The sequence below is a fragment of the Maribacter sp. 4G9 genome (genome assembly GCF_002742265.1).
In the GTDB taxonomy this organism is placed as follows: domain Bacteria; phylum Bacteroidota; class Bacteroidia; order Flavobacteriales; family Flavobacteriaceae; genus Maribacter.
This window is the reverse complement of record NZ_MDGL01000035.1, coordinates 86,061-102,414: the sequence shown is the minus strand read 5'-3', so window position 1 is coordinate 102,414 and position 16,354 is coordinate 86,061. Positions and strand designations below refer to the sequence as shown.

17 protein-coding genes are annotated in these 16,354 nt (G+C 39.1%); all 17 read right to left on the bottom strand.

Annotation, left to right across the window (positions count from 1 at the left end):
- Positions 1-4: 4 nt before the first annotated feature.
- Positions 5-736, bottom strand: a complete 732-nt coding sequence (locus tag BFP75_RS04525; RefSeq protein WP_099543718.1) for a PPK2 family polyphosphate kinase — start codon at positions 734-736, stop codon at positions 5-7.
- Positions 737-747: 11 nt separating this feature from the next.
- Positions 748-1,041 carry a phosphoribosylpyrophosphate synthetase gene (locus tag BFP75_RS04520; RefSeq protein ID WP_099543716.1) on the bottom strand — a complete coding sequence of 98 codons (294 nt, stop codon included), beginning with the start codon at positions 1,039-1,041 and terminating at the stop codon, positions 748-750.
- A gap of 7 nt (positions 1,042-1,048) precedes the next feature.
- Positions 1,049-1,693: a hypothetical protein gene (locus tag BFP75_RS04515; RefSeq protein ID WP_099543713.1), complete on the bottom strand. Its 645-nt coding sequence runs from the start codon at positions 1,691-1,693 to the stop codon at positions 1,049-1,051.
- A complete protein-coding gene (locus BFP75_RS04510) occupies positions 1,690-2,583 on the bottom strand; it encodes a ribose-phosphate pyrophosphokinase (protein ID WP_099543711.1) in 894 nt (297 codons plus the stop codon). The genes BFP75_RS04515 and BFP75_RS04510 overlap by 4 nt, the downstream gene beginning before the upstream one ends.
- Positions 2,525-3,664 (bottom strand): hypothetical protein, encoded by a 1,140-nt coding sequence (locus BFP75_RS04505; protein WP_099543709.1) that lies wholly within the window; start codon positions 3,662-3,664, stop codon positions 2,525-2,527. Before BFP75_RS04505 ends, BFP75_RS04510 begins: the two co-directional genes overlap by 59 nt.
- 3 nt (positions 3,665-3,667) lie before the next feature.
- Entirely contained in the window at positions 3,668-5,170 is a 1,503-nt protein-coding gene (locus tag BFP75_RS04500; protein ID WP_099543707.1) for a thymidine phosphorylase family protein, read from the bottom strand.
- A gap of 31 nt (positions 5,171-5,201) precedes the next feature.
- A complete protein-coding gene (locus BFP75_RS04495) occupies positions 5,202-6,578 on the bottom strand; it encodes an MBL fold metallo-hydrolase RNA specificity domain-containing protein (protein ID WP_099543703.1) in 1,377 nt (458 codons plus the stop codon).
- Positions 6,579-6,590: 12 nt separating this feature from the next.
- Positions 6,591-6,755, bottom strand: coding sequence for a hypothetical protein (locus tag BFP75_RS21715; protein WP_165776540.1), 165 nt, complete (start codon positions 6,753-6,755; stop codon positions 6,591-6,593).
- A gap of 24 nt (positions 6,756-6,779) precedes the next feature.
- Positions 6,780-7,034 (bottom strand): hypothetical protein, encoded by a 255-nt coding sequence (locus BFP75_RS04490; RefSeq protein WP_099543700.1) that lies wholly within the window; start codon positions 7,032-7,034, stop codon positions 6,780-6,782.
- A 30-nt stretch (positions 7,035-7,064) separates the two neighbouring features.
- Positions 7,065-7,904, bottom strand: coding sequence for an ATP cone domain-containing protein (locus BFP75_RS04485; RefSeq protein ID WP_099543697.1), 840 nt, complete (start codon positions 7,902-7,904; stop codon positions 7,065-7,067).
- Positions 7,897-8,451 carry a potassium channel family protein gene (locus tag BFP75_RS04480; protein ID WP_099543695.1) on the bottom strand — a complete coding sequence of 185 codons (555 nt, stop codon included), beginning with the start codon at positions 8,449-8,451 and terminating at the stop codon, positions 7,897-7,899. The genes BFP75_RS04485 and BFP75_RS04480 overlap by 8 nt, the downstream gene beginning before the upstream one ends.
- Before the next feature lie 15 nt (positions 8,452-8,466).
- Positions 8,467-9,297: a universal stress protein gene (locus tag BFP75_RS04475; RefSeq protein WP_099543693.1), complete on the bottom strand. Its 831-nt coding sequence runs from the start codon at positions 9,295-9,297 to the stop codon at positions 8,467-8,469.
- Positions 9,298-9,327: 30 nt separating this feature from the next.
- On the bottom strand, positions 9,328-10,341 hold the full coding sequence (locus tag BFP75_RS04470) for a 2-hydroxyacid dehydrogenase (RefSeq protein WP_099543691.1): 1,014 nt from the start codon (positions 10,339-10,341) through the stop codon (positions 9,328-9,330).
- A 4-nt stretch (positions 10,342-10,345) separates the two neighbouring features.
- A complete protein-coding gene (locus BFP75_RS04465) occupies positions 10,346-11,620 on the bottom strand; it encodes an MgtC/SapB family protein (protein ID WP_099543688.1) in 1,275 nt (424 codons plus the stop codon).
- 63 nt (positions 11,621-11,683) lie between these two features.
- The gene (locus tag BFP75_RS04460; protein ID WP_099543686.1) at positions 11,684-14,008 is read right to left on the bottom strand and encodes a glycosyltransferase; all 2,325 of its coding nucleotides are present in this window, start codon (positions 14,006-14,008) and stop codon (positions 11,684-11,686) included.
- Complete coding sequence (locus BFP75_RS04455; protein ID WP_099543684.1) at positions 14,005-15,048, bottom strand: pesticidal protein Cry7Aa; 1,044 nt, start codon at positions 15,046-15,048, stop codon at positions 14,005-14,007. The genes BFP75_RS04460 and BFP75_RS04455 overlap by 4 nt, the downstream gene beginning before the upstream one ends.
- A 46-nt stretch (positions 15,049-15,094) precedes the next feature.
- Positions 15,095-16,249, bottom strand: coding sequence for an NAD(P)/FAD-dependent oxidoreductase (locus tag BFP75_RS04450; protein WP_099543681.1), 1,155 nt, complete (start codon positions 16,247-16,249; stop codon positions 15,095-15,097).
- Between the last annotated feature and the right edge of the window lie 105 nt (positions 16,250-16,354).

Genomic DNA, 16,354 nt, shown 5'->3' with positions numbered 1-16,354 from the left:
TTTTTTAGGTGTTAGGATATGTTAATTTATGTTTTTTAAGGTGTTCTGTCACAATTTTTGCAACGCTATAATTACGGTACCACCGTTTATCTGCCGGCACAATATGCCAAGGCGGGTCATCACAGTTGTTTATTGCCATATTGTATGCATTTTGGTAGGCACCCCACTGGTTGGCCGCCTTTTCATCCTCGGCACTGTATTTCCAGCGTTTATGGGGCTTGATAAGCCTTTCGTTAATCCGTTCCTGCTGTTGTTCCTTTGAGATGTGCAGAAAAAATTTTAGCACATGGATGTTGTTTTGCCTTAAATGTTGTTCCAAGTATTTTAACAACTTGCATCGGTGAGCAAGGATTTCTTCCGACACGGAGTTCAAAACCCTGGGAACAAGGATGTCCTCATAATACGATCGATTAAATACTTGTATCATTCCTTTTTCCGGAATGTCCGGATAAACCCGCCATAAAAAATCGTGTTTTAGCTCTTCCTCCGTAGGTTTTTTAAATGATTTTACCCTTACTCCTTGTGGGTTCATGCCACTGAGTGCATGACGTATCGTTCCGTCTTTACCGGAAGTATCCATACCCTGTAAAATGATGAGCAAACCAAAACGGCTGTCTGCATAAAATTTATTCTGTAGTTCAAAAAGTTCGTTGCGATATTGCACCAAACCTTTATTGATCTCTTTTTTTGAGATTCCCGATGGTGGTTCGGTAGAGATTGTTTTTAGATCTATCATTCTTTATTATTTTATCGTAATTTTTTTCTCATAGCTTCCGAAATGTTTTCGGCATAGACGCCATAGGCATCTACCAAAAGTCCTTTAATTCCATTTTTTGATGAAATAGCATAAAGCACACTGTTATCGTCGGTACTGCTCATACCCTCAAAACGATGCATCTCGTCAACATTAAAATCTTCTGGGTGTATTTCAATTTTTAGTGAGGCACACTCCAAGCATTCTGGTTTTAGGTTAAAATCGTATGTATAGCCTTTTCCCTGTAAATCGTTTATCGCTTCTGAAAGTGTGTCGTAGTTGTTCATTTTCGTTCTATTTATAAGTCATTGTAAAATAACTATTGTCTTCTTCTGTAAATTTCTGAAAGGTCAATAAACCATTCCCGTTTAATTTTTCGTTGACGGTATAGTTGAGTTGTTTAATGCGAATTCCCCAGGCATAGGCCTTAATATTTATTTTTGAATTAATGTTGGTTTTGTTGCCCTCTAATGTTCGGTCGTAAATCTTTATGACGCTTTTTGAACCAAAAAAATTCAACAAGCCCGAATCAAAGCTCATTTCCAACTCTATATCTTCAAGGCTGTCCAAATCGTAGAACTCTTTAAATTTTTTAGAGGTGGTATTAATTTCGGTCTCTTTTGATTTTGGGTTTGAAAACGGAAACGCCATTACCATTACACTGGCTTCATCTGGCTTACATCGATAGGTCGTTGTATATTTATCGGTGGATTTTTTGTCTTTATCAAACAATTCCGTAACCACCTTAATTTCATAATAGCCATTTTTCTTTATGGTTTCACCGGCTTCGAATGTTTGTTTGTTTATAAAAGCACCATCTTCATTAAAATTTTCTCGAACGACAACTCTACCTGAAATCTGCCCAATGAGCATTTCAGTTTGTCCATTCATTGTGATGCTGAATAAGATAAATAGTACTATGAAACTTTGTTTTCTCATATATGATGCATTAATTTTTTCACCTCTTTTGCCATTATATCACTTAAATCAATAGCATTTGAAGGATGCGGGATGGTATTGCACGTCACTATTTTTTCCACTCCGGAATCCAATAAATTTTGATAGGCGTTTCCTGAAAATACGGCGTGAATGCCTATACAAATAGGCGGTTTCATTCCTGCTTTTTTCAGATGTTGTACGGTTTCAATCATTGTTCGGGCTGTGGAAATAATGTCATCTACTAAAATAGGTGTGGCATTCTTGTACTTATCCACATCGGGAACAGAGACTTCTACATCACGGTCACCGTGACGCACCTTTTGTAATACTGTAAATGGTGCTCCTGCATTTTTGGCGACTTCTGAAACCCATTGTTCACTTTCCGAATCAGGCCCAATAAGTACTGGGTTTTCGATATTTTCTTTAATCCATTCTGAAATCGCGTCGGCAGCGTGAATCACTTTATTTGGAATTTGATACACTTCTCCCAACGAACTAATTCTGTGCAAGTGAGGGTCAACCGTGGTAATGCTATCCGCAAATCCTGAAATCAATTTTCCGAAGAAAGTCGAGGTAACCCCTTCCCCCTCATGAAACACTTTGTCCTGACGCATATAAGCCAAATAGGGTGCCACCAAACAAGTACACATTGCTCCCAAGGATTTGGCCGTATGGCTTAAAAAGTAGAGGGGTAACAACTTTTCATCGGGTTCGTGTAGGGTACAGACCATTACCACACATTTTCCTTTCACATCGGATAGGATACGGGTATAGGATTCGCCGTCGGGAAACTTGCGCAGTTTGCATTCCCCGATTTCGGCGTTCATCTTTTTAGCTAGTTGTGCCGTAAGTTCCTGGTTTCCCGGAAGGCTGAACAGTATCGTTTTCATTATCTATATTGTTTAAAATTCTAATATTATGTTTTTCCAGATAGCCCTTCAATTCATCAAGATCACAAACTTCCTCAATGTGTTTCAATCCCTTTTGGGTTTTATTCAAGTACATCAGTTCTGCGGCGTATGAAGTAACCGTTGCAGTAGCCAGAGCCTCATTTTCTCCTGTCGCCAAATACTTTATACTGTATTGCATCCCTAAGCTGTCTCTTCCATTAATCTCTATTTGTAGCCCAAACCGTTCCGAACCCATCCGGATGAAATCCAAAACTTTTTTGAATCTTTTTGGACCTATATTTTTAAACCATTTCAAAACACCGGTTTTCCGAAGTAGATAAAACAAATATGTAATCGTTCTGGAATCGAAACCGATGCGGGTATCTATGGCATTGGTATCCACAAGAAGTGGAATGGTGTGATGGTCCGAGAAATCGAACAAATAGAAAGTCCGTTCCTTTTGTTCATTCAATAACCGGGACGATTTTGGATGGGTAAAACCTTTCACGGCAACGCTTCCTTCTTTTGTCTTTATTTTGAATGAACTATTTGCCTTTTCCAGCATCCACCTAATGGAATCAACTCCATGGGCCTCGCCAAGGCCAAGCATCATATAGGTATGTATTTCATCTATTTCGGAAAATTGTTTGGCACCGTTAAACGCAAAAATGTTGGAAAGACCCGGCACCAAACCAACGCTGGGAATAACCAAGCAATCGGAATTGTCGATATAATCCCATATTTCATAAAATCGCTTGTGTGTCCTGAAGGAGGCGCCAACCTCTGTGTAATTTATATTGAGCTGGATACATTCGAGAATAAAAGAAATATTCATGGTCTCTATACAGTTCACGACCGTATGTACCTCACTAAAGTTTACATTTTCAAATCTTTCCTTTTCAATGTCCATGAAAATGGCCTTGGCAATGAGTCCTTTCTTTTGAATAAAATTTTCGGCCTTCAACTTGTTCCTGCCGGCAACGATAATTTTTGAAGGGTATCGCAAGGCAAGCTGTCGCGACACGATGGCCCCAACGGTACCGTACCCCCCGATTACCAATATTTTATCTTTTTCCTTCATAACTCATTCAATTACAATGATATCATCGTGATTCTCGTAGTACTCCAGAGCATAGTTCAATTCCCCATTGGATTCGGCGTGAAGTCTATAGAGCAGCCCACCTTTCTCTATTTCATCGCCTAAACGCACGTTCATCGAAATACCTGCCAACTTCGATTGTGGCGCTCCCGACAATTTTGCGAGTTTTGCAATCTTTCGATTGTTTATTTTTTTGACCGTGCCAGATGTGGGTGCGTGCATCTCAAATTGGTAAGGGGCAACATAGGTTTTTGAAAATCTTCCTTGTGCCTTGCAGATGGCCTCGAATTTTTGGTAAGCCTTTCCGCTTTCCAGCAGTTCTTTTGCTGTTTCAAGGCCTTTTCCTGTCTCCACTTTTTCCGATAGTTCCAAAAGTTCCCCTGCCAACAATAATGCCCGTTCTTTAAGGTCTTGTGGTGCATTCTCTTCATTTTGCAAAACACTTAGGACATCAACTGCTTCTAAATTGGGGCCGATACCCCTACCCACGGGCTGGCTACCATCGGTAATGACCACCTTTATTTTAAGCCCTACTGCATCGCCTACGGCTTCCATATGTTCTTTGAGTTTTTGCGCGGCCTCTTTGCTGCGCACCTTGGCCGTTTCTCCAACAGGAATGTCGATGACCACATGGGTAGCACCTGCGGCCGCTTTTTTGGACAATACAGAGGCGATTAGTTGGCCTTCACTATCAATATCCAAGGCTTTTTCTACCTTAATGAGAATATCATCCGCTGGGCTTAATTGGGCGGTGCCGCCCCAAGCCAAACATCCACCTTCCTGTTCCACGACACGTTTGATTTCTTCGCCAGAAAGGGTAACATTCGTCAATACTTCCATAGTATCGGCAGTACCCGCTGGAGAAGTAATGGCCCGTGAGGAAGTTTTGGGCATGGTAAGCCCGTAAGCGGCGGCAATTGCGACGACGATAGGCGTAGTTCTATTGCCCGGCAACCCCCCGATACAGTGTTTGTCCACCACAATTTCCTTGTTCCAATTCAATTGTTTTCCCGAGGTTATCATTGCCTTGGTAAGGTCCGAGATTTCATTGAGATCCATTCGGTCGCCTGCACAGGCCGTAATAAATGCCGATAGGTGGATGTTGGAATAGTCCCCTTCGATGATATCCGTTATGATGTCTTTATAGGCTTTGTAATCGAGTCTTTGATTATAAATTTTTGCCCTTACAAAACTCAACGATTCTATGGGTTCCAAATGGGATACATATAGCGTTTCGCCATTCGATACTTTGAGTTTTTTTGCCGCAATTTGTGACAACCCTATTTCGCCCTGCCTAAGTACATCAGAAGTAATGATATGGAGGCTTGCAATTACCGAGGTGCTCATGTTCGAGACGCGTATTCGGGTCAATGCCTCAAACCCTTCTGAAATGCAGACATGACAATCTTTCCGCATATACACGACGTTTTCATTTTGCGTGTAAATACCTAGAGTTTTGTATTTGAGGATGTTCGATTTTTCTTCCATTTCCGTGTTATTTTTTGTGTATTTTTATCACCTATCTTATCTCTTCGATACCATAGAGTTGGGGAATTTCACTCTCCCAACCATAGGTTTCCTTGATTCCCTGTTTTAAGGCCTCGGCCCCTTCTTTTTCGCCATGAACGATAAATAATTTCTCTGGCGGTTCCTTTACATCACTCAACCAATCCAGCAGTTCGGCATGGTCTGCATGGGCCGAAAGCCCTTCAATCTCTGCCACTTGCATTTTGAAGGATACGGTCTTTCCATACACTTTTAATTCCTTTTCTCCTTCCAATAATTTTCTTCCACGGGTACCTTCTGCTTGATAGCCAACAAAGAGTAAAGTGTTATCAGGATTCTGTGCCTGGGTTTCCAGATAGTTTAGCATTCTGCCACCTGTGAGCATCCCGCTTCCTGCAATGACAATTTTTGGATTGTCATCACTTCTCAGTTCCATAGTTTCATGGTAACCGCTCACGACCGTAAAATGGGAACACATTTCGTCACACTCGTCATCTTCCAACCTGTGCCAGTCACGTGTTCTGTGAAATAGTTCCAAGACATTGGCCCCCATGGGGCTGTCCATTATCATGGGAACTTTCGGAATTTTGTTTTTCTTTAAAAGTCTCCAGAATATCAACATCATCAATTGGGCGCGTTCAACCGAAAAACTCGGTATAAAAAGGCTGCCCCCCCTTGAAATGGTTTCGTTGACCAATTTTTCTATAAGAGGGATGGCCTCTTTCTCTTCAGGATGGAACCTGCCGCCATATGTTGATTCCATAAACAACACATCCGCTCCTGTTGGTTTTACGGGGGGATATAAAAGCAAATCATTAGTTCTACCAATATCCCCTGAAAAGACAAATCGTTTACCCTGCACATCCAATTCAATATAGGTTGCCCCAAGAATATGACCGTTATACTGAAATCTTGCTTTTACATTTTTTAAAATGGGAAGCCACTGGTTGGGCGGTATTCCCTTGAAATACGGAATGGTCTTTTCAACATCCTTTAAATCGTACAGCGGTTCAGCGGGACTGTGCTTTGAATACCCTTCTTTATTGGCACGTTCGGCCTCCTGTTCCTGTATTTTGGCACTATCGTTCAATATAATCTTGGCGATGTCCAATGTGGGGTAGGTGCCATAAATTGGCCCTTTGAAACCTTGCTTTACCAACCTTGGAAGATAGCCTGTATGGTCCATGTGGCCGTGGGTAAGCAATATGGCATCAATGTCCTTGACGTTAACAGGCGGGTATTCCCAATTTTTTAAGCGTAGTTCCTTGAGCCCCTGAAATAGACCGCAATCCACAAGTATTTTTCTGTCCCCTGTATCCAGAAGATATTTGGAGCCGGTAACGGTTCCCGCCGCACCTAAAAAATGAATTTTTATTGTATTTGTTTCCATTGCTTTTATTTGCTAAAGCTCGTGACCCAATTTCTGTAGGTTCACTAAAATCCTTTTCCTGTATATCTCCGGAATCAACATTGCATTTTTATCATTATTCATTTTAATAATCCTTTCATGGCATCCAGCAAGTCCCGGCCTTATGGGGCTATTGGCCCGCTCAAAGAAATCAGTCATTGAGGTCTTTGTATATGTCGAATTTTAGAGTCCACTGCAGCATGAAGGGGTGTTTACTTTGGTTTCGTTCGATTTGCACAACGCCGCTATTTCTTTATATAAATCGTGAAAGTCCTCCTTGATAAGAAGAGCGAGTTTCTTGGCGGATTTGGGTTCTGAATTGACCATCTCCAAGAGAATTTCAAAGGCTTCTTCCAGCAACATTGGATCGTCTTCCATTGCTTGGTAAAATGGCTCTAACTCGCTACTCTTCAGTTTTTGTAATTCTTTTGTTTTCATCTGTATTATTTTTAAGGATTACTAATTATTTTAATGTGCTGTACATAATTCCCTTGAATCTTTGAGAATATTTTTTTGTCTTTGTTTGGGAATACCTATTTGCTCCAATAGTGATGGGTTTTCGTTAATTTCCTTGCAGAGCACAATGCCTTTATCCAATAATTTAGATTTTTCCGCTTTGGTCAATGTAGTCAAAGAGGTTAAGGGATGTAGGCCGAGTCTGTCTATTCTTTCCTTCAAACCGTTCCCTTTAGGATAGTCCCAACTCGTCAGCATCAAACCTGCACAGGCGCCATATTGGATGGCGTCGCTCGTAAAACGGGTATTGGTATAGACACCGCCATGATGAAACTTGGTTTTATGGCCTTGTTGTTTTTGCCATTGTTTTTCTACATCCAGAAATCGTGAATGGATGTATAGCGGAATCTTTACATTGCAGAACCTTCCCTGATCACTATGGTATTTGCACTCTATCATATAGTGTTTATTATCCTTCTGGGCAATCACGTCCACTTCATGCTGTACACAGTTTCCTTGTACGATTACCCCGACTTTTGTGTCAAAACCTTCATGGTCAAACACCTTGCCTACAAATTTTTCAAAGGGATAGCCTGAAGGCCCTAATTCCATCAGGGCTTTTTTCAGCTTGTACTTTGAGGCACTAATCCTAGAATTTCTCTTTAATATGTTAAAGGCCATTTGATATATCTTTTTTGTAGTCATTCCGTCGTGAACTTCCTTATCAATATCTTGAACTATCTCTTTGATCAACAATTTATCGGCACCCGCCCGTTCTAGTGAACGTATCACTTTTTCTATTTCAAAAGGTGCTTTCTCGCCGCTTGCCTTTATGATATTTATATTATCCATTGATGTGTATTTTTTTAATATTGGCCATAGCGAAAACGATCAAGAAAAAACTTAAGAATATTTCGAGCATAACGACGAACCGAGCTACATCGGACGTTGGAATTATATCGCCGAAGCCCACAGTTGAAAAAGTTATCACGCTGAAGTAGAAAAAATGATACAAATTGTACAAGTACGAATTTGAATAATCGGGTACACCTTCAAATGTAGAAAGGCTAAATTGAAAAAGGCAGGCATAATCCGTTGCAAAAGAAAAAATGCTTATGATGATTATCAAACCAAAAACCCATAGCAACCGCTCCAACGAATGACAGATTTTTATCAGTTTTGATAATCGTGTTAAAGTGGTCATCGTAATCACGATGGTCTTGCCCAATGCTGCTGTAACAATGATAATGTGGAATGGCAACGATTTATGGTCGACCATTGACATTAAAGCAACATACAAGATGCCAATACCCAAAATGCTAACAAGGGGTAAAATCGTTCTTCCCAACAATAATTTGTAAAAGGGTTTTTCTCGTATTTGATTTAAGCTTCCCGACATCTTAAAATGATTTATTTAAATTTTAATCGTCATTACCGGAAGTGCGGAATGATTGGCTACTCCCTCTGTGATACTTTTGGAAAACAAGCTCAAAAAACCAGTACTCCCGTGGGTACACATGGCAATCAAGTCTGTCGGTTCATAGTTTAAGAAGGTATTGATTCCTGTTTCTACCGAAGGTTCGTTATTGACGAACATGGAATAATTTTTCAGGTCTGGGAACTTTTCGAGAAAAGTTTTAATCGGATTTAATCCCACTTCGATACTATTGGTATCAGTTTTTGTATTAACACGCAATAGACGGATATGGGCATTGCATTTTTTTGCAATGGAGATTACGTGCTTAAAAGCCTCACTTACATCCTCTTCAAAATCCGAAACGAACACGATATTCTTAAATGGAAATGAAACCTCTTCCTCTTTGACCACGATTACAGGAACAACCGATTTTCGAACTATTTGTTCAACGTTGCTACCGAACAATTCCCTAACCGTGCCTTTGGTGCCACTGCTCCCCGTGATGATAAAATCATGATGAAAATGACCAGAATGCTTTAGAATTTTAGTAGTTTCAACCTGATATTCCAAAAAGGTCCGACATTCTAGACCTTCCTTTTCCGCCCTTTTTTCCAATTCGCGCAAAGCGGATTTTGCAGCCCCAATTTCTTTAAGTGTTTTAGGATATCTTTTTTCCTTTAGCTTATCCAATTTAACCCAGTCCACGGGGGTATGTATCAAATGATAGAAATGGATTTCTGCATGATAAAGTTTGGCCATTTCAATGCCCAACTCGGCTGCCTTATTACAGTTTTCGGAGAAATCGGTAGGTACAAGTATATTTTTCATGGTGATATAGTTTATAGGTTCATATAAGTTCTATGGTATATTTCGAGGATTTTGAATGGTAACTTCATTTCCAGAGTCCATGCCTTTTTCAAAACAATCCAAATTGTAGATAGTGGTATCCGCAATATTGGTCAAAGCGGTATCGGTCAAGAAGGCTTGGTGGCTTGTTATCAGAACATTGTTGAAGGTCATCAAACGGGCAATGACATCATCTTGCAAAATTTCATCTGAATGGTCTTCAAAAAATAACCCTTCTTCCTCCTCATACACATCGATGCCGAAATAGCCAATTTTTTTAGACTTTAAGCCTTCGATAACCGCTTTGGTATCGACCAGTCCTCCACGACTTGTATTGATAAGCATGACACCAGTTTTCATAAGTGCAATGTATTTTTTATCAATTAAATGCTTTGTTGATGGGGTAAGTGGAACATGCAGACTTATGATATCTGCCTGTTTGCAGATGGTCTCACAATCTGTATAGCGAACACCATATGAATTGATGAGGTTTTTATCTTCAACCACATCTTGTACAAGGATATTACAGCCAAAACCATGTAGTATTTTAACCAATACAGCGCCTATTTTCCCTGTTCCTATGACACCTACAGTTTTTCCGTTTAAGTCGAAACCGGTGAGTCCGTTTAAAGAAAAATTCTGGTCACGTACCCTGTTGTGTGCTTTAATCAGTTTTCGGTTAAGTGCGAGTATTAAAGCCATAGCATGCTCTGCAATGGCATACGGTGAATAGGCTGGGACACGAGCCACTTTTATATTCAATTCGGCAGCCTTTTCTATATCAACGTGATTGAAGCCTGCCGTACGCAGCGCGATATATTTTACCCCTAAGGCACTTAACTTTTCAAGTACCTTCTCCGAGGCATCATCACTTGTAAATAGGCTTATGGCTTCAGAGCCTGTTGCGAGAACAGCTGTTTCTTCGGTCAAACGGCTTTCCAATAATTTTAATTGGTGAGCGCCATTATTTGCCTTTACCAGATAAGGTTCTTCAAATTTATGCGTGCTGAATATGGTTGTTTTCATTATTTTATTTTTGAATTCCTAACTGTATTAATATATATGCTATACCCACAACGACAACAGTTCCAAAAATTAGCATCACGAGTTTTCCCGTTTTTTTGGAGCCTTTGAAATAGGTTATACCCAACTTTACAATCATATTGCTTATGGTTGCTGTTATGATGACATTGGTTGCCAATGCGAGTTTTTCTTCTAAAGACCCAAATTTTGCCATACTAATTGTAATGGCATCGGTGTCTGCCAATCCTGCAATGAGTGCCGAATAGTATAGACCGCTTTCGCCAAAAAATTGGTTTCCATAAAAAACGGCAAACAGAATAGCCACATAAATACCACCAAACCCAAGGGCATTCCAAATATTAAGTGGATTACCTAGGTTGATAGCTGTTTTTGGGACATCTGTATTCTTTTTAATAAATACCAATGCGCTTATCAAGCAGATAAGGGTAAGAATGGTAAATGGAATGATTAAATAGGAAAGTATGGCACTATTGAAAATATAGGCCAGAATAGCGAGTCTGGGAAACATAATGGCAGAAGCTATAATGATACCTGAAGCATATTGTTTTGAAAGTTCTGGCGATTCCTTACTTCGGGAAGCATATATCCAAGAAACAGCGGTACTTGAAATCAATCCGCCTAAAATCGCGGTGAGCAAAATACCACGTTTAGAACCTACATATTTTACAAGAAAGTAGCCAATAAAGTTCAGAAAAGAAACAATCACTATAATTGCTCCAATCTCAAAAGGGTTTAATAAACCTTCGGGTCCATAGTCTTGATTTGGTAAGAAAGGTAAAATAAGAAGCGCGATAATTGAAAACTTTATAAAGGCAAAAAGCTCTTCTGAAGTAATATTCTTAATGAATGTATTGAAGGTGGTTTTTAACGATAACAGAGTAACCACTATAACTGCGGTGGCAACTGCTTCTTTATGTAAATGATTTGCAACCATAACACCTAAAATTAACGTAGCAAACAATGCCATATTGGTGGTTATCCCAGTCATTAGGTGTTTTTGGACTATGGAAAGATGACTTAAGGATAAAAACAAAAGAAATGCTGCCGCAATAATAATGACCAACCAAGGTGTGTAAGCTGCGGTAAGGTTGCCTAATATAAAACCGATGATTGCCACAATAGGGAATGTTCTTATCCCTGCAAAACCTTGTTCTTCCTTCAATTTATCGTATTCACGTTCCAGCCCCAGGATGAGGCCTATACCCAGACTAATAAGTAATCCAAGGATAAATGGGTTTATATTTTTTAGAGTCTCTACCATAAATAGCTATTCATTTTTTTACTTTTCTGTATTAAAAGCACACGTTGTTTGATATATTACGTTCTACTTTGAAGCTTTTAGCAATGCGCTTTTCTTGGACGATCTCTTTGACAATGTCTTAAAACCAATTCCTTCTTTTAACTTTAAATCTGATTTAGTTTCTTTAAGACCCACCTCCAAAGGGTAATCTTCAATAATTAAACGTGCCAATAAGTAGCACAAGCTGGATTCCGCACCTTGATTTATATTTATATTTTCTACTTCAAGGCCATCATAACAAGCACCATTTACAGGGTTATACATAATTTGCTTGAGATGGTTATTACCTAAAAACCAACTAAACGCGGTATGTAATTGCTTGGCGTATTTCTTTTTGTGGGTAACTCTGTAGAACAGGTCCAATGAAAGAATGGTATAAGCCACCTCAATGGGTTGTTCACCATGAAAGGTACGTTTGTTTCTTTTGTGAAACCATCCGTCATTAGAAATGACTTTAATTTGTCCTTTCATAAAATATTGTGACAATAAAAAGTCAAAAGTAGTTTCGGCAACGTCCTTGTATTTTTTATTTTTTGTGATAAGCCACGCATATAAAAGTGCTTCAGGTAATATACTATTGGCATAGGTCAGATAATCTTCAAACCATTCCCATTTTTTATCACTGGTAATATTAAAAATGCGCAAGAGCTCTTCGGCCAATGTATCTGCTAACTGATTATATTGGGTATTAGGCTCATTTTCTTGATAATAATAAAGTCCTTTTAATATAAAGCCAATGGCTCGTGGGGAATTAAAATCTGCTACATTTTGTATGACGTTCTTAAAACAGTTTTCTGCTTTGGCTACTAAACTTTTGGGTAGGTTTTCCGTATCAGACAACACATAGCCAAGTGCCCAAATGGCTCTGCCATTGGAATCTTCTAGGTTTACTTCGGTATTCTGATTGGTAAATTGCTCTTCATAATCCACATAATTATAGAACAATCCATCGTCCTGTTGGCAAAACACAATAAAGTCCATATAAATTTCAATGAGTCTCAGGACTTTGTCATTTCTTTTTTTCTTATAATACATAAGCATCGCTATTAACGCCCTCGCGTTATCATCAAGGGTATAACCAAAAGACGTGTCTGGTTCACTAAAATTCGAAAATTGAAGCATCCCAAAGTCAGTGGTCATGTCTTCAATATGGTCTGTTTTTATGGGTGGCAAACTAAAATCCAAAGAATTACTGTCTTGCAAATAATCCTGAAAAATATCGGAATAGGAAATGGCTACATTTTCCCAACTAAAAGCACGCATTTTAATAAAGGCATTTTTCCCCATTGATGTTGCTATGAACGGTTGTTCCAGCAAATCGATAACAGCGTCGCTAATTTCTATGGGATCTTCAAAATCATTCAATAAAATACCAGTACTGGGATCAAGACATTCTTTGGAATGGGGAATAGGTGTTGATATAACGGGGTTTCCGCAACTCATGGCATAAGCAAAAGTGCCGCTAACGGCCTGGTTGGGATCTTTAGATGAGAATAAGTAAACATCGGATAAGGATAGGTATTCCAACAACCTGGTAAGTTCCAAATATTCGTTTATAAAAATGACATGGTCTTTAATATCTAAATTATCGACTATTGTTAAAAGCGCATTTCTATATGTTTCGCCTTCTCTCTTTAGTATTTCAGGATGTGTTTTGCCTAAAACCAGATAAACTGTGTTAGGGAATTTTTGGAGTATTTTTGGCAATGCACGAAGTGCTGTTTCTATATTTTTATTCTCACTTAATAAACCAAATGTGGAGAGCACATTTTTATTTTGAAAGCCATATCTATTTTTAAGCCGTTGTTTTTCTTTCCATAGTACAATATGGGTGCCATGGGGTATGACAGCTATTTTGTTAGTATCAATGTGATAATCACTTACTAGTATTTCTGCGGATTTATTGGTAAGAACAATCAGCTTTTCACTCAGGTCATCCAACGCCTGCATTATTTTAGTTCTTTTTTTATCAGGATTGGGAAGAACCGTATGAAACACACAGGAGATTGGGATGTCTAACTTAAGAAGGAAAGCCACTAAATGGCTACCGTAGTTACCTCCAAACAACCCAAACTCGTGTTGTACACAAACCATTCCAATATCGTCCCTTTCATTTAACTTATTGGCTACCTGGAAAAAGGAATTTAACTCTTGGGCATCTATTTTATATGTAACTTCCTCTGGATAATCATTAGCGTCGCAGCACTCATTTTCCAGAGCACAAACCTCGATATCCATGGTTGAGCCAAAGCATCTTTTCAAGGTCCGTATCAAATCTTGTGAAAAAGTAGCAATACCGCACTCGCGTGGAGGATATGAGCATACGAATAAAATTTTATGATTTTTCATGATATAGCTGTTTTTTTTAATTCACTCAATAATAGTTGTAGGCTTACTTTAGCTACCGCCGTATGCTTGTCGGCCGCTCCATAATAGATATGGAGGTCGCCGCCGAACAATGCCGCACCTGTTGGGAACACCACGTGGTTTACTACACCTTTCAGTTCCCACTCCTCTACCGGGGAAAATAGGGGATAGGGCAATCGTCCAATTACTTTTGAGGGGTCATCAATATCCAGTAATGCAGCGGCGGCGTGATAGGTCTTTCCAACGGGGGTTTCACAAACTCCGTGGTATATCATCAGCCAACCATCTTTTGTTTGTATGGGAGGGCATCCGGCACCGAGATAATTCACTTCAAAATCAAATAGGGGATCCATGAGGATATGATCATGAAGGTTCTTTATATGATCTTCCCAAAACTCTTTGGTAAGGTCTTCCCATTTTTCAAACTGTACTATTTGTATTCCTGGCCATATACGATGGAGCATTACAAATTTACCATTTATTTTTCTTGGGAATAATACGATGTCCTTATCTCTTAAATACCTGTGTTTTTCATCTACCAATCCAATTTGTGCAAACAAGTTGTAGTAATGGTAATATTTAGGGTTCAATCTTTCCTGATCACAATGCTCCAAATGGTATTTATATTCATTGTAGGTAATGAACGGTGTGATTATCCCCTTTTTCTCAAAATGTTTCAGGTCTTTTGAAGTTGCCAAAGCACCCATGGCATTGATGCCGTCATAAGCGGTATAAGTTAAATAATAGATATCTTCAATTTTAACAATACGAGCATCTTCCACACCATGTTTTTCATAATCAAAATCACGAGTTATTAACGGGCTTGATTTCCTTTCTATGAGATCTAAATGCTCATTGGTTTTGGCATATCCAATGGTAGAATAGTTGCCATCTTCCACCGCACGGTAAAAGATATGCACCTCTTCACCTTCTTGAAATATTCCAGGGTTTAAAACCCCATTGTTTTCAAATTCCAATTGGGTTGGACTTAATAGTATGCCTTGTTTTTCTATTGTTATCATAATTGAAAGTGATTTAAAAATGAGTCATTGTATTCATGTAATACTTTTAGCAATCTATTTCAGTTTCCATCGCCTCATGCTTGCCGTGTTTACACCATAAACACGAACAGTTTTTGTGCATGCACTGTTTGTCTTTTAATCTGGGGCGAAACCACAGTTTTACAAAGGGTAACAGGATGCGGTTGCCTATGCCATAGTGGCTGTATTTTTTAACCATAATAGGGATGAGGTCTTCTTTTTCTGAAATCATTTTAAGTACTTTGCCATACCCTTTATTACCCAATCTGGTAAACATCCATCGGTTTATTAACCCAATTTCCATTTTAGGCTGAATGTGTGTTTTACAAAGATCGGGATAGGAGCTGCCTTCAATAATACTTTGGGCTGCCAAATATCCGGAATGCATCGCATAGCGCATACCAAAACCCCACAAAGCATCCTGGAATCCTGCATTTTCCCCTACGTAATAAATCCGGTTGTCTTTGGTTAACGTCTTGTTGAAGAAGAAGTTGACATACCCACCAAACTCCTTGGGGTTGATAATGTCAATATCCACGGTTTCATGAAGCCGCTTCAAGGCACGTTCAAAAAATTCCTGTGCATTTGTAAATGATTTGAACATACAGGTTGCAAATGTGGCTCTGCCTTCATCTACCAATAGATAGGCATAAGCCTGAGGTGCCATATCATCATCCAAAAAACCCGCATAGTAATTTTTATGATTAGTTTCAAAAACAATGCCTTTAGCAATGGCATCGGCCGCCTTGGGTCCTGTACCAATAATGACTTGTCCATCAGGTACTTTTTTTATGCGTGAACCCCATTTTATATGAACCCCAGCTTCTAAAGCTTGTCTTTTTAATCCTTGGTCCAGGGACCATTCATTTATGCCACGTTCTACCAAATAAAATAAAGGACGCGAGGTTTTAATCTTGTGTTTTTTCGCCGAGGCATCAAAATATTCCCCATTACTGTAAGGCGCAAACCTGAAGTTTATAGACACACCTATTGATTCCAGGAACGCTTTTGCGTCTTCTTGGGTTGACCAGTTATCTATACCCTGAAAATCACCATTAAAACGTGTGCCTACATTTGTTTTCATTTCATGAACAGTCACCTTGTAGTTATTTTTTGCAAGGGTGATTGCCGCCACTAAACCTGCAGGACCTGCTCCAATGATATTTACGGGTTTAGACTTCATTACGTTTTTTATTTTTTGCAAACTTTTCTATATGTTCAATATTTTTGATGCCACTTGTTAAGGCATCAGTATTAAATCAAATACTACCAAAAATTTGGTGTATTC